Raw genomic sequence first — 20,551 nt, forward strand, 5'->3', positions numbered from 1 at the left:
ACGTGTTTTAGCATTTTTTTCCGTGGTTGCAAGCTACTCAAATCTGTCCACACTTCCATTTCGGTTGCAAAGATAAAGAGATTTCGGAGATAATGAGTATCTTTGACCCGTATTTAACACATAAATAAATTTAAAATGATTCTAAATAAGAAAGTAAGAACTCTCTTCGTGCTGGCACTCTATGTCGGATTCACGATTGCTATTTACGCCATTGTCTGTCACTTCATCAACCGTGAGTTCCGGGATATTGAGTTGCTGTATGCAATACTGATAGGCTGTCTGGCATACTTGCCGCGATTTATTGCCGACAGGAAGAAGAAATAAGTTCTTTCATCGTTTTTCCCAATACCGGGTGCACCACATCCGGCGCAATCTCCGCCAACGGCAGCATCACGAAGTCACGCTCTGTCATTAAAGGGTGAGGGAGATTCAGTTCCGCTCCGGACGGAGAGGTCACAGACAACACCAAGTTTTCATAGAGCAACAGGTCAATATCAATCAGACGGTCGCTATATTCACCATTGACTGACTTTTTCGTGCGCCCCAACTCCCGCTCAATCACTTGCGTCTCCAGCAATACAGCTAATGGGGACAACTCAGTTTCTACGCAAGCCGCCGCATTCAGAAAACTGTTTTCTGAAGCAAAGCCCCAAGGGGCGGTAACGTAAAAAGCAGACAGGGAAACCACTTTCCCTATCTGCTCTCCTATCTTTTGCACGGCATCCCGGAGATTCTGTTCTTTGTCTCCCAGGTTTGTGCCGAGCCCTATATATACTTTTGCCATTATTTGTCCAGAATCAGCATTGCATCTCCGTATGTACCGAAGCGATAGCCTTCCTTCAATGCTACATGATAAGCATCCATCACCTGCTCATAACCGCCGAAAGCAGCCACGATCATCAACAATGTAGAAAGCGGCATATGGAAGTTGGAAATCATTGAATTGGCTACGGTAAATTCATATGGCGGGAAGATAAACTTATTAGTCCATCCTTCAAACTCCTTCAGATGACCGTCCGTGCTGACTGCGCTTTCGATAGCACGCATCACCGTTGTACCTATCGCACACACATTCTTACCGGTATCTTTCGCACGATTAACGGTTTTCACCGCTGCTTCGTCTACAAACATCTGTTCAGAATCCATCTTATGTTTCGTCAAGTCCTCCACGTCGATGTCGCGGAAATTACCCAGACCTGCATGCAAAGTAATATACGCAAAGTCCACACCCTTGATTTCCAGACGCTTCATCAATTCACGGCTGAAATGCAGGCTGGCAGTCGGAGCAGTCACCGCACCCTCGTTCTTAGCGAAGATAGACTGGAAACGTTCCGCATCTTCCGGCTCTACGGGACGGTTGATGATAGTATGGGGCAGGGGAGTTTCACCCAATTCATACAAAGCTTTCTTAAATTCGTCGTGAGGTCCGTCATAAAGGAAACGGAGCGTACGTCCACGGGAAGTAGTATTATCAATAACTTCGGCCACCATTGAATCGTCCGGTCCGAAATACAACTTGTTACCGATACGGATCTTACGGGCAGGGTCTACCAATACGTCCCACAAGCGAAGTTCCTCATTCAACTCACGCAACAAGAACACTTCGATACGGGCACCCGTCTTCTCCTTGTTACCATACAAACGAGCTGGGAATACCTTCGTATCGTTGAATATAAACACATCCTTGTCATCAAAGTAGTCCAAAACTTCCTTAAACATCTTGTGCTCAATCTTACCTGTATTACGATGCAACACCATCAAACGAGACTCATCCCTATATTTCGTAGGATGCAGGGCAATCTTATCCTCGGGTAACTTAAATTTGAATTGTGATAATTTCATATCTATTCCTTATTACGTTAATTATTTTCTTCCTCATTTTCTATTTCCTGTCCGTCAATCCACTCTTTAAAGTGTTCGGGATTCAGACAATCTTCCAACCGGACATCCCCCACACGGGTACGAATCAGTCCGGTTAGATGAGCTCCGCTATGAAGCGCTTCGCCAATGTCGCGTGCCAATGCACGGATATACGTTCCTTTGCTGCATACGACACGTATTTGAATCATCGGCTCCGGAGCATCCAAGCGGCATTCCAGCAATTCAATCTCGTCGATAACAAGCTGCTTCGCCTTTAGTTCGACTTCCTCGCCTTTCCGCGCCAGTTCGTAAGCACGCTTTCCATCCACCATACAAGCGGAGAAAGCAGGAGGAACCTGTTCTATCGTACCGATAAAGCGCATCAGCACCTCTTCCACCAACTCCCGCGTGATATGTTCGGTAGGGTAGGTGGCATCTATCTCATGCTCCAAATCGTACGACGGCGTGGTAGCCCCCAACCGGAGCGTAGCAACATACTCCTTCGTATGATATTGAAACTCTTCTATTCTCTTCGTAGCCTTGCCTGTACATACAATCATTACCCCTGTCGCAAGAGGATCCAACGTGCCGGCATGACCGACTTTCAGTTTTTTCACCCCTATCCGCCGGCAAATATGATAGCGGGCGTGCCCTACCACCTTAAATGAAGTCCAGCCAAGAGGCTTATTAAAAAACAGTACTTCTCCTTTTTTAAAATTCATCAGCTCAATATAATCGTTACCAATCCTGCTATCGCGCAATAGATAGCGAAATAGATCAGTTTTCCTTTCTTCACCACATTAATCATCCACTTACAAGCCAGGCAACCTGCCACGAAAGCAGCCAGGAAGCCGACAATCAGCGACAACGCAGGAATATCACCTACCACATCTTCGCCTTTCATCATCTTCATTCCATCAAGCAACGCTTCCCCCAGGATAGGCGGAATAACCATCAGGAAAGAGAATTGTGCCAGTTTCGCCTTGTTATCACCCAACAGAAGTCCCGTAGCAATGGTAGAACCCGAACGAGACAACCCCGGCATGACCGCGCAAGCCTGTGCGATACCGATAATCAAAGCGTCCTTCATCGAGATTTTTTCTTTCTGGCGCGGCTTATAGTAATAAGAGAAAGTCAGCAGGGCGGCAGTCAACAACAACATACAACCCACAATCAGCAGTCCCGAACCAAAAATCGCTTCCACATAATCCTTAAAGAACACTCCTACAATACCAATCGGTATCATTGAAATCAATATATTGATGACATACCGCGTCTCATCGTTCATCTGGAACTTGAACAACCCGCGGAAAATCCAGTCTATCTCCTTCCATAAAATCACCAGTGTGCTGCACACCGTAGCCACATGCACCACAATCGTGAATGCCAAATTTTCTTCACCCTGTATCCCGAACAATGCCGACCCGATGGCCAGATGACCACTGCTGCTTACGGGCAAATACTCAGTCAATCCCTGAATCAGTCCAAGGATTAATGCTTCTAACCAACTCATAATTTCTTTTTATTCTTCTTTAATTTTAGGCACTTCGGTCATTTTAGGTTTACGCAATACGGCGTATATCATAGACAAAAAACCAAACAGGCAAACGACGGGCGCCACCTTTATTCTGCGTACACTGAAAATATCCGGTTCGAAAACCGTTTCGGACGACGAGGGCCCCGACATCAACAGGAAACCGATAATAACAATCGCCATTCCTATCGCGAGCAAGATAAAGTTCACTTTATCAAAGGCAAATTTCCGCTTGTCAGACATAGTTTATTTTTTCTTTTTGAATTAAATATAGTATAAGCTGTTCGCTTTCATTCTCAGATACTTGTTCATGGAGAAATAGGCGCACAGCCACGTTATTACAATCCCGAACACCAATACACTCGCACATACAACCAGCATGACCTCGGGAGTGATGACCTGAAGCAATTCCCGCTCGTACGTCACAGCCCAGTAGGCAGTCCCCATCAATATGGCATCGGCAATCACGGCTGCCAGTATCCCGCTCCATACGTTCTTCCGGAGAAACGGCCCCCGGATGAATCCCCAGCTCGCCCCCACCAGTTTCATTGTATGGATGAGAAACCGTTTGGAATAGATGGCAAGCCTTATCGTATTGTTTATCAAGGCAAAGGATATAAAAGTGAGCACCACTGCCAAAGCGAGCAGCACCAAGCTGATATTCCGTATGTTGTCATTCACGGCATCAATCAGTTCCTTCCGGTAAAGCACGTCCTGTATATTGGAGTTTTTCTTTATCAGCTTCTCTATTTTCGCGATGCTGTCGGAGTTGGCATAATCGGAGTGCAGCTTGATTTCGATGGAAGCGGTAAAAGGGTTATATCCCAAAAACTCTTCGGGGTCGGTGCCCATCGCTTCCGTCTGCTCTTTCAAAGCCTGCTTCTTGGAGATATATTCGGATTGCTTCACGAAAGATTCCTTGTTCAGCTTCTTCTGAAGTTTCAGAATATCCGCTTCCTTCATGTCATCGCTGATGAGAATGGAGAAACTGATATTCTCACGGACATACACGGAAAGGTTATGCGCCGTAAGCACGAAAAAGACAACCAGCCCCAACAGCAGCAACACCAGCGTCGTACTGATACTCGACGTAATGAACTGCATGTCGAAAACCGACCCTGACTTATATTTGTTTTTACTTCCCATGCGCTATCTCTTTTTCCGGAATACGTAAATCATAGAACTACTCCGCTCTTTCCGTCCCAAAGCATTGAACCAGGCAAGCGTTCCGGCATACATTCCTTTCAGAAAGCTACTCGAACTGCCGCGGTGCTTCTCACTCAACATGGATACGTAGAACGCATCGAACGGCATCGGATGACGCGCCGCCATAATAAATCCGTGACGGGAAGCCAACTGCTGTATAGTGCCCGGTGTGAAATGCCAGAGATGCCGGGGAACGTCATAAGCCGCCCAATATTCACCGTAACGCTGCGCGTCATAAGAAGAGCAGTTGGGCACTGCCACAATCAGCACGCCTTTTTCTGTCAGCAATTCACGAAGCATCTCCCAAGTTTCGCCGAGATGTTCCAAATGTTCCATCACGTGCCAAAGGGTGATTACATCAAAGCTATCGGGAGCAAACTCCTTCAAAGCCGATTCGGGCTTCACCTCCAGTTCGAAATGCTCTTTCGCAAATTCGCGTGCCTGCGGACTCTTCTCCACCGCTTCTACTTTCCAGCCACGGCGCACCATTGTATTAGCGAAATAACCGGTTCCCGTACCTATATCGAGCAAGCGCCCCGTCTTACGATGCGCCTCTCTGGCTACCAGGCGCGCTTTGCGACCCAGCATATAGGAACGTACATAATGGTAAATGCTATTCATCGCGCCCTTGCGCGTATCCGTGTGGGAGATATAGTCGGGAGTCTCATAATACTTGCCTATCTCTGCCTCTACGGGAACGCCTTGCGTGAATATAAATCCACAGTCCTCACACGAATACAGTTCAAACTGTTCGCCCGAAGCATAAAAATCCGTACAAGTCATGACGCGTTTCAAGTGCGTACTGCCACACACCGGACAAGCATTTATACTGAGTTTCTCCATTAATTTCTAAGCAAAATTAAGTGCTGCCTCAAACCACAAGACAACACTATACCCGAATTTGGTGCAAAGAAACAAATAAAAAGTGATGTAGCGGGCTTTTATTAAGGACTTTTAATAGAAGATTAGAAAGTCAGGTTAATGAGAACTATTAATCTACTTAACATCTTTAATGCGAGAATTTATAAAAGGAAGCACCTCCAAATATAAGATATCAACCGTATCTCCTAAATGATACAAGGAGTCATCGACCCCAATATTTACATTATACTCATACATTTTCCCTTCTCACTGAAAGAATAAAATAAGATCGAGTTTTAAAACTATATTTACTCCAAGAAGTAAGTCCAGTTGTTCCTACTAAAATTGCCTTAGTAGTTTTTCCATAAATCGGCAATAAAATTTCATACATAACTCCTCGATATAACCAAAGTGGAAAAAGTTAATACCAATAAGGCAGTAATTACAATAATACGAATACCCTGACACAAATGGACTATTTTCTCAGTCAACTTATATCAGGGTAAGACACAAACAGGGAGTAGATAAAATCTTACTTTTTAAAACCGAAAAATTAATTTCCTCCCACTACCAAATCTTCAATATACCAACAAAAGAAATTATTATCAGGGTCAAAAAGACGAAAAGAATCTCTTTCTCCCTCCGGACACATCCTCGAGTCTACAATTACCATTCCTGAAATACGATCAATTCTGTAATAAAAAGTAGAATCCAGTACACGTTTATTTCCAAATAATATGGAATCTAAAGATATGGCACGGATTCTGATTTTCAAACAGTCTCTATTCTTTTTCTCAATGTCAGCAAGATGCATGCCTCTTACGGCATCCATCATGTTAGTCATTGTACTTTCTACACAATTTGTGTAATAAGTATCACTAAATAATAGTGTATCATTTACCCACAATTTAATGTAATCTTCACCATTACGATCATTTGGCTTTCTATTTACAAAATTTACATAAATAGAAAATACATCTTTTCCTTCATGTGCACAGCATGATAATAGTAATAGCACAGTAATAAAAATCAGAATCTTTTTCATCACCTCAATTGTTTTTTACCCCACCAATTTCTTCGTAAAGGAGAACCTTGGTGTAGGCGTTTATGAATATAATTATCTCTAATCATTCTTATCTGATCATGATTTAGCTGAGTAGCATTGTTGTAATCACCTTTAAATAGCCAAACATAATAAGCCTGCATCATTAAATTATTCCTATCTCGTGGATCATCATTCAGATGCCCTAGTCCCCCGGTATGTCCCAATTCATGCGCAACGGTTCTACCATTTCTACCTTGTTGCATCTCTGCTATAAGATCAGTTCCTAACCGGATACCTAATCCGGATAGATAAGAATCCGCAGCTATCTTATTTTCTTTCAATCCGGTGTTTCTAAAATCTCGCTGATTCACAATCTGAAGAATATGGTCTGAATCATTAATTTCGTCTACAGAATTCACCACTCTCAATTTGAAGTCCATTTTAGAAACAAAATCATTATCATTTATACTGTATGTACTATTTATCTGTTCTGTTATGTTGGTCGCCAGTTTTTGCATATCAACGTTCCGCATATTGGAATTGTTATACAGCACAGCATTCACAGTTATATGATATTCTATTTTTTTAGTTTCTTCATTGTAGTGTGTTTGAACACGCCAATCTGCACCATCGGGATCAATTCTACCAATAGGTTCATTGCCACAATAATTATACGGACTAATCGAATAATGTTTCTCCGCCATCGGATCCACCGCATGCCACCTGCCCAACGCAGCATCATAATGTCTTGCACCATAATCATACCAATCCAGACCACATTTCCTATCCAATTCTTTGCCGTTATACTTATAAGACTGAACACCACCAGAAGAAGAAGCCATCAGTCCTCCAAACGGATAATAGTCATTCACTTCCTCCAGCTTTCCATCTTCGTCTACAACCACACGGTTGTTCCCCTGGTGATCTTGGATGAAGTAATGATACTTATTATCATTCAGCGAAACATAGCCGGCTTCGGTCAACAGCATCTTAGGAGTTCCATTTTCATAGACCACATTACCGCAATAGTCCGTAACGGTACTATCATTGCCTATCACATGCGTGGTGCGAAGCTTCGTTCCGTTGGCATCATAAAGATAAGAGATACTGTTTCCGTTCTCAAACTTAACCCGACATGGCAAATTTAAACAATTATATTGGATATCAATGATCTTCTTATTTAAATCTTTCGCTAAATTACCGTTGGCATCGTAAACGTATTCCGTAAACGAGTGGGCTCCATCATTAAATTCCATTCCGGAGGATGCAGCGGAAAGGATAACGTTGTTGGATACCGATTGTAACTGATTGCCGTCATAGACAAGATTCAGATTATCTACCAAACCATAACTATCTGTAGAAGTCCGACCGCAACGTAACAGGCCGAGAATATTCCCATTCCTGTCGTAATCTGTCACCTGTTCGTTAAAGCGGTTCGGATTGTCAAACAATAACGGTCCTTCACCATAAACGGCGTTCTTCAATCGAGAAAGTCCATCATACGTAAGCGTATACCCTTTGGTTATCAGAGAATCCGTACTCCATGTCATGCTGCTGATATTTCCATTGTAACAAGGATTGCCAATACCATCCGTATAATGCAACGACTGTGAAAAATGAGTACCATTAATACCGGTAAGCCAGTCACGAATATTGTAAGTGTAATGATTTAAATACATACCGTTATGAAATAACTTCTCTGACAAACGTCCTAAATCATCGTAATGTTGTTCACTCATTACAATAGGAGTTCTGTCATCAATCTGATATTCAACCTTATCAAGGCGCTCTTCATAACCATAGGTATAACTATATTGCTCCGTATGTACCGCATTGCCGTGCAAGTGCTCTATTCGTACATGCAAAGGCTTTCCTGTAAACGTATAATCAGTATGAATCAGATCATATTTCCCCCAATTATTAGTTACCTGAGACACAACACGTCCACGCAAATCATAATACAAAGCCTTGTAAACGAAAGAATCTACATCACTTCCTAATATACGGCTTACCGTTCCTGTCAAATATCCCTTAGCATTTATGGTCGCCGCAGGAAAATGAGAGGCTGAAAAACCTGAACGAGCTAAGAATTCATAACCATCGTAATAATTAGCAATATGTACTTCAGGCGAATTGAGTTCAATATTTGCTGTATACCCACTATGATCTATACCTTCCTCTCCATCCCAAACACAGGTTACGAGTGTAGAGACAATATCACCAAGTTGACCATTCGAACATACACATACACCTTTTAATACCATTCGCTGAAAAACATCATAGAGATAAAAAGTCCATTTGGGAATAGCCTGTGAGCGCTGATTTCCATCCTGTGAAAAGATAAGTTTGTCAGACATGTCATAAATAAAATATTCCCATTCACATCCAGGAAGCTTCTTTGCAATACAACGGTTACGAGCATCGTATTTATAAAGAAATGCATACTTTTGTATAATTTCATTAGATTCATCCAATATCGAATCTTCCACCAAAACATCAGCAGCCATAGGAGGAAGCACAGAACGCAAATTGCCATAACTATCATAAACAAAATAGGTATCAAAAGCCTCTTCGTTATCTAGCTGCCTTGTCATTATTACACGGTCTCGCTTATCTCTAAACTCATACTGCAACTTGCCATCCTCATCTTCCGATTCCGTAACTAATAGCTCGCCATTAGAATATAATTGCCCAATATTTAATAGAATTAATTGGCGATCTTCTGTTGTAGTAATTGCCCGACATGGATAATCACTATTATTCGTCAGATATCTCGTCTTTTGAGCCTTATCATTATTATGCCATTGAGCTCCGGCACCTATGTTTTTTACAGAGCGACAAAGAGGAGAATTCTCATAGGTAGTAAGCGAATAAGGTATCTCATCAGTTCCATAGTAATTCTTATATGCCGTTTTCAGCAAACTAGTAGGATAAATATTACCAAAGTTATAATTAACAATCACCGGCTTCCATGCTTTTTCCAATTGACTTCTACAATCATATTCATAATAAGTTATACGATCTTGATTAAACGGACCTACGTTTTGTTGGACATCCTCCCATAATCTCCCCCAATCATCATAATAGGAAGTACTAATACGCCCCGTACCATCATCCGAGATTGCACTAGTTGTTCTTAAATAATTAAAACTAGATTGTGCATAACTTTGCATTGCAGGGTATAGCAACCCCATAAAAATAAATAGTATATATAGTTGTTTCATAATTTTATCGTATGCTATAATTATATTCATAAGATTGAACCATACGTTCTACTCCTTCTTCTTTAAATGCAGTCTGTATCAAACGACCGAAATTGTCATAATGAAAGCAAGTAGTAAATCCGGAGGGTTCTATCTTTTCTGTCATTCCCACCAATGGCTTATACTTATAAATAGTGATATGGGCCGATTTCAGCTGTTCCTTCAAATAAATTAAAGTTTCCCAATCACCTGCTGAAGGTTCGCTTTTATAAGCTATATTTTCCAAGGTCGATGAAGATATATAAGCATAAATATCTTCCAAAGAGGCATTTACAATTTCTGCAATTGGATATTTATGCTCGTAACTCCAGATATAAGAAACTTTCACTCCATCAAGACGTGTGTATTGCAACAAATTTCCGCAAAAATCATACTTATCAAATGTAAATTCTAAACGCATCTCTGCTCCATTAGAATGAAATAAGCTATCAGGATATACGACATGATCAGGAAAATGATAACGCCATCTCTCCGTTTCTATTTGATTTTCTTTATTAACCTTCTCTACAATGGTTTGTAACATATTGCGATTATAAAGATAGCTGTTAACAGCAGGATAGGTAAACCATTCTTCTTTTTGACTATTATTTCCATAATCGGTTATTTCTCCTTTCACACGACCTATTGAATCATACTCGTAACTGGTGGAAACAACTACAGGGTTTTGTCCATCTTGGTCATATTGCTTTAGTGTATAAGAGACAGGTTTCTCTTTACAATATTCAATATTATAAAAACCAGAATCGAATATATAAGGAATAATTTTATAATGCTCATAATTACTTGGAGAGTTACTTTGTCCTGGATAATTTTCAAAGAATATTTTTTGTTTTGCATGAAGCCCCTCCCTTGAGGAACGCTCCAAAATAGAATATTCCCACTGTTCGTTTTTGACCATTACACTATCCTGATTGTAGACTGTACGAGATAATAATCTAGGCTCTAATCCAAACCGATATATTTGTACATGCTCCCTCCCATAACCAACATAGTTATCTACATGAAACGTCCCATTAGCTTTAAAATTTGGCATGGAATTTTCATAGCTAAGTTCATATTCCGGTAATTGTCTAAAATATTGAGACTCTGTTTGCCCAATGTAAGCTTGAGTTGCCTGATCATATTGTTTGGTTATTACCTTATCATAATATATCTTCATAAATAGACCTGCATTCATATCCAAAGGGTTACCTCCATAAACTTTTATAGACTGAGAGGTTCCTAAAAGATAAGGTTCTGGTTGACCAAAAGTATTAATATAGGTTGAAAAATAGTGATATTCTTCAGCAAAGCATCTTTTAAAATCAGAGAAACCACCTGACAATACACCATTACCGTAGAAAAATTCAGTAGTAACAGGCTTTTCTCCTTCAGAAATAATCTTTTTAATTCGCAATCCTCCACCTTTTATTCCATTCCTATATTCGTTACTCTCATAAAAATACCGGGTTATTCCTCCAGTTGGATATTGAATAGACTTCAATGAGAAGTAATCTGGGACCTTATCAATTACTGAGCGATTGTATCTCCGAATACCATCATACATATCACCTAATTTCATTTTCGAAACTATCCAACCGTTAGATATGGTTGATACTATTTGATCATTATTGAATATGGTATCAAAAAATAAATCACGATATGAACCATCTACTTCATTTTCTCTATACGGATCTTCTTTGTAATACCCCCAAAGATCAGGAAAAGAGCCACTACCAGCAGGGGCATCATTATACCCGAATTTATATTTTTGTATTGGTTTATCCATGCCATCTTTTATTGAAATCGAAGACAACAAACGATGCCAAGGCTTTAAATCCGTAGAGTCATCAGCATTTTGAGGAGAAAGCCCATAATCAAATGATATCACTCTGAGATACTTCCCACTGTTTTTGTCTTTTACAGTTATTTTTGTCAAGACATATTCACCGCAAACAGAAGGAGTATATTCCCCATGGTCAAAGCAAGAATATTTTCTACCACGAGTAAATGAAACCACAACTTGATCTGTCTCAATTGAATTAACAAGCAAAAGATCGGAAGGCTTGAAATAGTCAGCCTGATTATCCCATTTCAAACCATTCCAAGTAATGAGATTAGGATTCATAAACAATGGATAATTTAGCGAACAATGTTCAGGTGCATCTGTCAATGTATAAGACTTAGCCAAATAACGTGCTGTATAAGCTTGATATTGACCATACTTAAATAATACATTCTCATTATAAGGGGATTGTATACTTGACAAAGCCCATCCGGTTGTTACATTATATCCAAGTTTTGAATCATATACAACTTCTCCTGCAGCACCTGACATATCTGAATAACCAAATAAATAGGAAAAGCCATTACCATCAGTAACATCTATATGACGTAGGCGGGTATCATGAAATAGCCTTACCTTGTCCGGATTATCACTCAAAACATCTACTTGATGCGTTTGCCTGTCATTAATAATAAAATGACCACTAGTGGTAGGAGCTATATACACAAATTGGTCATATTCACTATCTTTCAAGTGTGGTTTCACATGTGGTTCCACATCCTGAGCTTCTGCAGGTCCCAAGCAAACACTTGCAACAAGCGAATCAGTACTATAAGAAGAAGTACGATGGAGCAAACGGTCGTGAAACAATTCACTATCATAAAAATCGTATTCATCATCAGGCCGACCATAAATGGTACGACTAACTCGATACCCACCGGCATTAATACTCCAACCTGCCCCAATATCTCCATCGAATTGCTTATATTTGATACCTGAAGCATGATAAGACAACATAATAGGAATCTCCAGTCCTTTAATCTTAATTGTATACAAAGGAATATTGATTTCGGGTAATCCGTTATATTCCGTCACTCGATGATTAATATACTGTTCAAATATTTGAGATTGTGGAGAGGGAGGAATCACAACAGTATGCGGTTCTGCAAAAATATTACGCTCTCCACTGACTGTCCTCGCATTAGAGACTCTTTCTTGAGCATTTACTACAACACAAGAACTCAGTAAGAAAAAAAATAAAAAACTTAAATATCTCATATACAAATAAATATTTTATTAATAATTGAAGGGGATTTAAGAGACCAATAGTTGACCTCAAATTGCAAGACAACCAACATCCATAAAATAGTTTTATATAAATATTTGCTCTCTTATAATCCCCTATAAATCAAAACACTCTCTTACAAATTCATCGCATTAGCGCCCAAAACGCCTGCCAAAGCCGAAGCCACTGCGATAACCACTTTCAGGATCATATCCCATACTGATTTCTTCATTGCCATAATTTACCTCCTTTCTGTTCTTTAGTGTGTTGTGTCACTCTGTGTTCTTCCGTGTTCTCCGCCTGTGCTGTGAATTCTCCGAAATCCTTGAATTCCTTCGCCACATCGAAGCACGGGCACTGTTTAATCCACTCCTCCGGTTCTATCTCACCGTTTCCGTTCAAGTCCGGCGACAGGTCGCGGTGCCCGCATATCCGGCAGCCGGGAAATCTCTCTTGTAACTGCCCGACGAGCTGCCGGAGCGTGGAGCGCTGTGCCGGAGTCCGGGTATCTGCCGGGCGTCCCCGGCAGTCCAGACCACCTTCATAGCAGATACCTATCGAGTGAGTGTTGAAGCCTTTCACGTGGGCTCCGATGCGTTCGAGCGGGCGGGTGAGGTGCAACGTTCCATCCTTGCGGATGTAATAATGATAGCCTGTTCCATTGAACCCGCGACGCCGGTGCATCAAGTCCAAAGCTTCCGGTGAGAGTGTAGAATCCCCCCGCGTGGCGCTACAATGCACCACGATTAAATTGATAATTCGCATGTTAGTGGATAATTAGTTTACTAGTCTAGTTAAAACTTCGTTTAGTTAGTCAGTCATTCGTGTTTGTGTTGCGCCATACAGACAGTTTATGCTGCCGGATCCGGGTCCGGAGTTTCCCCGCCATCACCGTCTGAACCGCCACCATCGGGTTTACCGCCATTTCCGCCACCCGAAGCCGAGGTATCGGCAAGGTCGAAACGGACACACTTGGCGCCTGTCACCAAAGAGCGGGTAGCCGTAGTACGGTCGGGGTTCTTGGTATAGTTGGGCAGGAAGCGGACGGTAAGGGAAGCCTGGGCAGCCGATACTTTTTCCGGCAGTTCCACACCTTTTCCGTTGGACTTCATCACCATGCGGAAAGTTCCGAAGCCGTCAAGCGTTACACTTTCCGATGCCTGCAGGTGCTGTGCAGCCACTGTCACCAGGTTATCAAGCGTGTTCTTCACGTCACCCGTGGAGAGAGACGAGTAAGCGGCTATCTCTTTGGCGAGTTGGGTAGTTGTCACGTTGGCCGTGTATATCACACGGGGATGAAATAGTTTCTTTTTGTTTTTGTCTTCCAGAACCGACTGGAAGGGTTTGTACAATACTGGCATAATTGTAATAGTTTTTTGTGTTGATAAATTAGTTTAGTTTTGTCCTTAAGCTTAATGACACTGTAAAGATACGGGTATTTTTCAGACTGACCCAATCATTTTTTCAAAGTGCGTTCATAAATTAATTAATTACGCTCAAAAGATAATGTCCTGGCAATTTGATTTTCCCATTACTCCCCCGGATGTTGCTGAAACCCTTCCACACCGGGTGTCCGATAGCTCCGAAGTTGCTTTTCAGGATAATGGCATATTGCTCGGAAGGCGGAATCTTATAAGAGCGAAGGCTCTCCAGCAGTCCCTCGAAGTTACGCTGCATGCCGTCGCACGGTGGTTGCAGACTGTCAATGTCTTCCTGCGTCATCACCCTCCTTCTTTTCAAATTTTTTCCTCCTCCGTCCTCTCCTTGAGGAGAGTCAGAGAGGTGGTTTAATTTGTTTTGATTTGTTTTTGTTTGTTTTTCTTTGTTTTGTGTACCCGATGTCGCAATTTCGGCTTCCATTGTTGCAGAACCGGTGCTTGATGTTACAGAATCACCAGTTGACGTTACATCATAAGCTGTTTTGTTAACAGCATCATCCGCACTGCTCTTGCCACTTTGAGAAGATTGGTAGGATGCAAGTTCTTCTGCTTCCAACAGGCAGTAAGCCGGTTCTATCAGCGAGCTGCTGCGGCGCTTGGTGATAAAGAGATACTGCCGCTGAATGTCTGCGGAAGTAAGAATGCCGTATTGCCGGAAAAGCCCGGCATCAAACAGCCCACATTCCACGGACAAGGCGATGATACGTTTCACATCATCCATATCCGTACTGTAAAGGCCGTCCGTCAGTTCGTCGTAAAACTCATCATTGACAGAGATATAATACCCTTTTCCGGCATAGATGTACGACAACGTTTCTACCAATGTGGCAAAAGCGGCGTCACCTTCACGTTTCATGACACGACGCACCATGCGGTCGTGCATGAAACTGGTGCTCATGGGGAAATAATCCAGTCCCCGTTTTATTCTTCCCATAGTGCGCGTAGTTTTTCCTTTTCCTGCTTCCGGCGGATGCTGTCCGCCACCACTTGCCGGGCATGGCGGATGAGAAACATACGTAAAGCATAATCCTTCACCTCGGTTATCACCGGATAGGAAAGGGGTTTGTTTTCAAATGATATACTTTTGTCCTGATTACGATGCCTGCGTGCGTTTGCCTTACGGCATTCTTTGCAGTAGTTGTCCGGAGTCCGGGTACGCTGGCTCATATAGAAGGCTTCCTGTGGAAGCTCCCGCTTGCAACATCCGCAGATGTACAGAGATTGGTTCATGATGGTTTCCATACTGCTTTTCTGTTTTTATAGTTTTCATATTTAAATTTCTGTTTGTATATTGGAGATATATAGCTTGCGCACAGGACATATAGTTGCTGTATATTGGGGATATATCGGCTGCACATTGGATATATAGATGCTACACGCAGGATATATAGATGCTGCAAACGGGCTCAATATTGCTTCCGTCCATCCGGCACGGTTTTCTTAGAAAGGCGGTGGATGAGGTATTTTACAACCTTTCGTAAACTTTTTGTAGTTTCTCATGGTTTTTCTATTTTAAATTTATAATTTTGAAACATGTTTCTGATTTCTTCGCTACAAAGATAAGATAGTTTTCATATAGAAAACAAAAGATTTTAGAAATTAATTTTCAAAAAGTAGATAACAGATTATCAATGAGCAATTAGCGAGTTTATGAATTTTTACATCAAAATTAAACGATAATAGAATGGATACATTTCTGGATGTTACAGGAATCGTGAAGCGTGCCAAACAGGCTCTGAACTTCAAAAACGACAGTGAATTAGCTGAATATTTAGGTGTTTCACGTGGCACAGTATCCAACTGGTGCGCACGAAACAGCATAGATTTCCGCCTGCTGCTTAATAAGCTGGGGAATACGGTGGACTACAACTGGCTGCTATTGGGAAAAGGAAATCCGAAGCACCAGCCGAGATTCTGCGAAAGCGAACTGGCAAGGGGAGAAGTGGAGATTATACACAATCCTAAAACAGTAGAACCGGTAGATGACCGGAGCGTGATGCTATACGACATCACAGCAGCGGCAAATCTGAAGACATTATTCACCAACAAGCAGCAGTACGCACTGGGAAAGATATTGATTCCGAATATTTCCGTCTGCGACGGGGCGGTGTATGTAAGCGGGGACAGCATGTATCCCATACTGAAATCGGGGGACATCATCGGATATAAGGAAATCAGCAGTTTCGACAATGTCATCTACGGGGAAATATACCTGGTGTCGTTCATGATTGACGGAGACGAGTATCTGGCGGTGAAATACGCCAACCGGTCGGAGAAGGAAGGATGCATCAAACTGGTGAGTTACAATACGCATCACGAACCGATGGATATCCCATTCGCGTCCATCAATGCGATGGCAATCGTGAAATTCTCCATCAGAAGACACATGATGATGTGAAGATAACGGTTAACGGGGTAGTGATTAGTGATTAACGGACTCACTAATCACTACCCCGTTAACCACTAATCGTTAATCCACCTCTTCCCCTTTCAGTGTAGCCGAGCTGGCTTCCGTGATACGTACATTGACAAAGTCGCCGATGCGGTGCGTACCCCTGTCGAACACTACGACACGGTTCTGCTCCGTACGGCCGAACAGTTGCTCGCGCGAACGCTTGGAGACGCCTTCCACGAGGACTTCATACGTCTTGCCGATGCAACGCTGGTTGGATTCGGCAGACAGGCGGTTCTGCAAGGCGATAATTTCATTCAGGCGGCGGACTTTCACATCTTCCGGCACGTTGTCCTCAAGATGTTTCGAAGCATACGTTCCCGGACGCTCGGAATATTTGAACATAAAAGCGGCATCGTATCCGCACTCTTCCATCAGGGAGAGGGACAGGGCATGGTCTTCTTCCGTTTCAGAATGAAAACCGGAGAAGATGTCCGTTGTCAGTCCACAGTCGGGAATGATGCGCTTGATGGCGGCTACCCGTTCGAGATACCATTCGCGGGTATATTTACGGTTCATCAGTTTGAGTATGCGGGAACTGCCGCTTTGCACGGGCAGGTGGATATGCTTGCATACGTTGGGCACTTGCGCGATTACTTCCAATGTTTCGTCACTCATATCCTTCGGGTGAGAGGTGGTGAAACGGATGCGTACGCCCGGAGCAGCTTCGGCAACGGTGCGGAGCAGCATCGGAAAGGTGACCACTTCGCCTGTCGGCTTCTCGAAACGGTAGGAGTTGACGTTCTGTCCCAGCAAGGTGACCTCCTTATAACCTTTCGCCACGAGATCCGCCACTTCGTTGAGGATGCTTTCCACGTCACGGCTGCGCTCGCGTCCACGGGTGTAGGGGACGATGCAATAGGTACAGAAGTTGTTGCAGCCACGCATGATGGACACAAAACCGGAAATGTGATTGCCGCAGATACGCGAGGGAATCACGTCCCGATAGGTTTCGGTGGTGGAAAGCTCCACGTTGATTGCTTTCTCGCCGGCTTCTACGGCAGCAATCAGGTCGGGCAAGGTCAGGTAGGCATCCGGACCCACTACGAGATCGACATGATGATTCGTAATCAAATCATCCTTCACCCGCTCGGCCATACATCCCAATACACCTACAATCAGGTGCTTCTTCTTTTTCTTCAGCGAGTGGAAAAATTCCAGGCGGTTCAGAATCTTCTGCTCCGCATTGTCGCGGATGGAACAGGTGTTCATAAACACGGCATCGGCCTCTTCGAGCGTTTCGGCTACGGAGTATCCCGCCATCTGCATCACTGAGGCAATCACCTCGCTGTCGGCCACGTTCATCTGGCAGCCGTAAGTTTCGATAAACAACTTCTTGTTGTCATCGGTCGTTTCAGTTGCGGATTTAAAGTCCGCTCCCGTTAATTCGTTCATATTCAAATTATAAATTAAAGATTCGGCTGCAAAGATACGGCTTCGCTTTCAATAAGTGGTAAATTGGCACAAAAATAACGCAAAAACTTATGGTTTAGAATGCTAACTTGTAATTTATGTTAAGGGAATAAACATTTTCCGGTGATATTCTTGGCAATTTTAATTTTATTTTTCACATTTGTGCAATGAAAGAAACATTAGATTTTTTCATAGTTAAGGTTTAGGTTAAAAAAATTAAGGGGAGCTGTGAAGCTGCCCTTTTTTCATAATAAAAAGTTAGTCCGAACCGGATTTTATACGTATCTTTGGCAGATTACTAATTAGCAGTGAAACACAATGGAAGATTTCTTGAAATTTCTCTTGATAGCAGGTGTCATTCTTGTGGGAATATTCAAAGAGGTGAATAAGAATAGTAAATCAAAAAAAGCTACTAACAAACGCCCCGCTTCCCCCATACCGTCGCCTACTCAAATAGAGCCGGACGATGTTCCCATGCCCGAAGCGTGGGGCAGCCCCAAGTCGCTGGACGAATTGCTCCGCCCCATACCCGTCGAACCGCCGACTCCGAAAAGGTCTTCACAACAAGCTTTCAGGCAGGCACCAAAGCAAAAGCAGAAGCAGAAAAAGAAAAAAGAAGAAGTATCCGTTGCCGCATCCATAGCGAACAGCGCCGCACAGGATGCACTGAACACCAGGCAAGGCGCTCATTACGACGCTCCTCACGAATCATCAGACAAGAAAGAAGACTTCACCATTCATTCGGCTGAAGAAGCCCGCCGGGCTATTATATGGGGAGAGATACTTCAACGGAAATACTGACCGGAATTACGAGGGCATGTTTCAGGCACGGGAAAGTAGCGTAACCCGTACATGAAGCCTTTACAATAAAGCGAATAATTAACCATAAAATATCAACTGTATTTTAACACGAAATTATACTATTTATGTCACTCAACCTTATTTCGGCAGCAGAAGCTGCAAGCCTTATCAAACATGGCTACAACATCGGCCTGAGCGGATTTACTCCCGCAGGAACGGCCAAGGCTGTTACAGCAGAACTCGCAAAGATTGCGGAAGCGGAACATGCCAAAGGAAATCCATTTCAGGTAGGTATTTTTACAGGTGCGTCTACCGGGGAGTCTTGCGACGGCGTGCTGTCACGTGTAAAAGCTATCCGCTACCGTGCTCCTTATACCACAAATTCCGATTTCCGCAAGGCCGTGAACAACGGAGAGATTGCCTACAACGACATACACCTCTCACAGATGGCGCAGGAAGTGCGCTACGGATTCATGGGCAAAGTGAACGTAGCCATCATCGAAGCCTGCGAAGTGACTCCGGACGGAAAGATTTACCTGACGGCTGCCGGCGGTATTTCCCCGACTATCTGCCGTCTGGCCGACCAGATTATCGTGGAGCTGAACAGCGCACACAGCAAATCCTGCATGGGACTGCATGACGTGTACGAACCGCTCGACCCGCCTTACCGCCGCGAAATACCTATCTACAAACCGAACGACCGCATCGGACTGCCTTATATCCAAGTAGATCCGAAGAAAATCGTAGGTGTAGTGGAAACCAACTGGCCGGACGAAGCACGTTCTTTCGCCGCCGCCGACCCGTTGACCGACAAAATCGGGCAGAACGTTGCCGACTTCCTCGCTGCGGACATGAAGCGCGGCATCATCCCGTCTTCTTTCCTTCCGTTGCAATCGGGCGTAGGAAACATCGCCAACGCCGTGCTCGGCGCACTGGGACGTGACAAGACAATCCCCGCATTCGAAATGTACACCGAAGTGATTCAGAACTCCGTAATCGGCCTGATTCGCGAAGGACGCATCAAATTCGGAAGTGCCTGCTCGCTGACTGTCACCAACGACTGTCTGGAAGGCATTTACAATGATATGGATTTCTTCCGTGACAAGCTGGTGCTCCGTCCGTCGGAAATCTCCAACAGCCCGGAAATCGTGCGCCGACTCGGTGTTATCTCTATCAATACAGCTATTGAAGTTGACCTGTACGGCAACGTGAACTCAACCCATATCGGCGGTACGAAGATGATGAACGGTATCGGCGGCTCAGGAGACTTCACACGCAATGCGTACATCTCTATCTTCACCTGTCCGTCGGTGGCCAAAGAGGGAAAAATCAGCGCCATCGTGCCGATGGTATCCCACCACGACCACACGGAGCACGACGTCAACATCGTTATCACCGAACAAGGTGTTGCCGACCTTCGCGGCAAGAGCCCGAAAGAACGCGCGCAAGCCATCATCGAAAACTGTGCGCATCCTGACTACAAGCAGTTGCTTTGGGATTATCTCAAGCTGGCCGGCGGCAAGGCGCAGACTCCGCACGCCATCCAGGCTGCACTCGGCATGCACGCAGAGCTGGCTAAGAGCGGTGACATGAAGAATACGGACTGGGCTGAATATGCCAGGTAAGA

20 protein-coding genes are annotated in these 20,551 nt (G+C 43.4%); 4 read left to right on the forward strand and 16 right to left on the reverse strand.

The annotated features are described in order from the left end of the window. Nucleotides 1-135 precede the first annotated feature (135 nt). Nucleotides 136-324, forward strand: a complete 189-nt coding sequence (locus RDN93_RS15285; protein ID WP_308746318.1) for a hypothetical protein — start codon at nt 136-138, stop codon at nt 322-324. Here the strand turns inward: RDN93_RS15285 and folK are convergent. From folK to RDN93_RS15360, 15 genes are all read right to left on the reverse strand, one after another. Beyond that, the gene (gene folK, locus RDN93_RS15290) at nt 299-784 is read right to left on the reverse strand and encodes a 2-amino-4-hydroxy-6-hydroxymethyldihydropteridine diphosphokinase (protein WP_308746319.1); all 486 of its coding nucleotides are present in this window, start codon (nt 782-784) and stop codon (nt 299-301) included. The two genes, RDN93_RS15285 and folK, sit on opposite strands and share 26 nt — an antisense overlap. Beyond that, the gene (gene queA, locus RDN93_RS15295) at nt 784-1,842 is read right to left on the reverse strand and encodes a tRNA preQ1(34) S-adenosylmethionine ribosyltransferase-isomerase QueA (RefSeq protein ID WP_308746320.1); all 1,059 of its coding nucleotides are present in this window, start codon (nt 1,840-1,842) and stop codon (nt 784-786) included. The genes folK and queA overlap by 1 nt, the downstream gene beginning before the upstream one ends. Before the next feature lie 17 nt (nt 1,843-1,859). Then, the gene (gene truB, locus RDN93_RS15300) at nt 1,860-2,582 is read right to left on the reverse strand and encodes a tRNA pseudouridine(55) synthase TruB (RefSeq protein ID WP_308746321.1); all 723 of its coding nucleotides are present in this window, start codon (nt 2,580-2,582) and stop codon (nt 1,860-1,862) included. Continuing rightward, nucleotides 2,582-3,373: an undecaprenyl-diphosphate phosphatase gene (locus RDN93_RS15305; RefSeq protein ID WP_022139148.1), complete on the reverse strand. Its 792-nt coding sequence runs from the start codon at nt 3,371-3,373 to the stop codon at nt 2,582-2,584. The genes truB and RDN93_RS15305 overlap by 1 nt, the downstream gene beginning before the upstream one ends. Nucleotides 3,374-3,382: 9 nt before the next feature. Continuing rightward, nucleotides 3,383-3,637 carry a DUF3098 domain-containing protein gene (locus RDN93_RS15310; protein ID WP_308746322.1) on the reverse strand — a complete coding sequence of 85 codons (255 nt, stop codon included), beginning with the start codon at nt 3,635-3,637 and terminating at the stop codon, nt 3,383-3,385. A 21-nt stretch (nt 3,638-3,658) separates the two neighbouring features. Then, nucleotides 3,659-4,540: a permease-like cell division protein FtsX gene (locus tag RDN93_RS15315; RefSeq protein ID WP_308746323.1), complete on the reverse strand. Its 882-nt coding sequence runs from the start codon at nt 4,538-4,540 to the stop codon at nt 3,659-3,661. Between the two features lie 3 nt (nt 4,541-4,543). Beyond that, nucleotides 4,544-5,443, reverse strand: a complete 900-nt coding sequence (locus RDN93_RS15320) for a methyltransferase domain-containing protein (RefSeq protein ID WP_308746324.1) — start codon at nt 5,441-5,443, stop codon at nt 4,544-4,546. 571 nt (nt 5,444-6,014) lie between these two features. Further along, nucleotides 6,015-6,506 (reverse strand): hypothetical protein, encoded by a 492-nt coding sequence (locus RDN93_RS15325; RefSeq protein WP_308746325.1) that lies wholly within the window; start codon nt 6,504-6,506, stop codon nt 6,015-6,017. Further along, nucleotides 6,506-9,730, reverse strand: coding sequence for an RHS repeat-associated core domain-containing protein (locus RDN93_RS15330; protein WP_308746326.1), 3,225 nt, complete (start codon nt 9,728-9,730; stop codon nt 6,506-6,508). Before RDN93_RS15330 ends, RDN93_RS15325 begins: the two co-directional genes overlap by 1 nt. A 4-nt stretch (nt 9,731-9,734) precedes the next feature. Further along, a complete protein-coding gene (locus RDN93_RS15335; RefSeq protein ID WP_308746327.1) occupies nt 9,735-12,812 on the reverse strand; it encodes a hypothetical protein in 3,078 nt (1,025 codons plus the stop codon). A gap of 143 nt (nt 12,813-12,955) precedes the next feature. Further along, the gene (locus RDN93_RS15340; protein WP_005681936.1) at nt 12,956-13,051 is read right to left on the reverse strand and encodes a smalltalk protein; all 96 of its coding nucleotides are present in this window, start codon (nt 13,049-13,051) and stop codon (nt 12,956-12,958) included. After that, entirely contained in the window at nt 13,048-13,584 is a 537-nt protein-coding gene (locus tag RDN93_RS15345) for an N-acetylmuramoyl-L-alanine amidase (protein ID WP_308746328.1), read from the reverse strand. The genes RDN93_RS15340 and RDN93_RS15345 overlap by 4 nt, the downstream gene beginning before the upstream one ends. A gap of 86 nt (nt 13,585-13,670) precedes the next feature. Beyond that, nucleotides 13,671-14,180 (reverse strand): HU family DNA-binding protein, encoded by a 510-nt coding sequence (locus RDN93_RS15350; protein ID WP_308746329.1) that lies wholly within the window; start codon nt 14,178-14,180, stop codon nt 13,671-13,673. A 121-nt stretch (nt 14,181-14,301) separates the two neighbouring features. Then, nucleotides 14,302-15,192 (reverse strand): DUF4373 domain-containing protein, encoded by an 891-nt coding sequence (locus RDN93_RS15355; RefSeq protein ID WP_308746330.1) that lies wholly within the window; start codon nt 15,190-15,192, stop codon nt 14,302-14,304. Continuing rightward, nucleotides 15,180-15,500 (reverse strand): hypothetical protein, encoded by a 321-nt coding sequence (locus RDN93_RS15360; RefSeq protein ID WP_308746331.1) that lies wholly within the window; start codon nt 15,498-15,500, stop codon nt 15,180-15,182. The genes RDN93_RS15355 and RDN93_RS15360 overlap by 13 nt, the downstream gene beginning before the upstream one ends. Before the next feature lie 442 nt (nt 15,501-15,942). Between RDN93_RS15360 and RDN93_RS15365 the strand changes: the two genes are divergently transcribed. After that, nucleotides 15,943-16,656 (forward strand): helix-turn-helix domain-containing protein, encoded by a 714-nt coding sequence (locus RDN93_RS15365; protein WP_308746332.1) that lies wholly within the window; start codon nt 15,943-15,945, stop codon nt 16,654-16,656. 72 nt (nt 16,657-16,728) lie between these two features. Here the strand turns inward: RDN93_RS15365 and miaB are convergent, their stop codons facing one another. Continuing rightward, the gene (gene miaB, locus RDN93_RS15370; RefSeq protein WP_308746333.1) at nt 16,729-18,105 is read right to left on the reverse strand and encodes a tRNA (N6-isopentenyl adenosine(37)-C2)-methylthiotransferase MiaB; all 1,377 of its coding nucleotides are present in this window, start codon (nt 18,103-18,105) and stop codon (nt 16,729-16,731) included. A 336-nt stretch (nt 18,106-18,441) separates the two neighbouring features. On the opposite strand from miaB, the gene RDN93_RS15375 reads away from it, so the two are divergent. After that, a complete protein-coding gene (locus tag RDN93_RS15375; RefSeq protein WP_308746334.1) occupies nt 18,442-18,924 on the forward strand; it encodes a ferrichrome ABC transporter substrate-binding protein in 483 nt (160 codons plus the stop codon). A 125-nt stretch (nt 18,925-19,049) separates the two neighbouring features. Beyond that, nucleotides 19,050-20,549 (forward strand): acetyl-CoA hydrolase/transferase family protein, encoded by a 1,500-nt coding sequence (locus tag RDN93_RS15380; RefSeq protein WP_308746335.1) that lies wholly within the window; start codon nt 19,050-19,052, stop codon nt 20,547-20,549. The last annotated feature ends 2 nt before the right edge of the window (nt 20,550-20,551 follow it).

Source organism: uncultured Bacteroides sp. (genome assembly GCF_902491285.1).
Classification (GTDB): Bacteria; Bacteroidota; Bacteroidia; order Bacteroidales; family Bacteroidaceae; genus Bacteroides.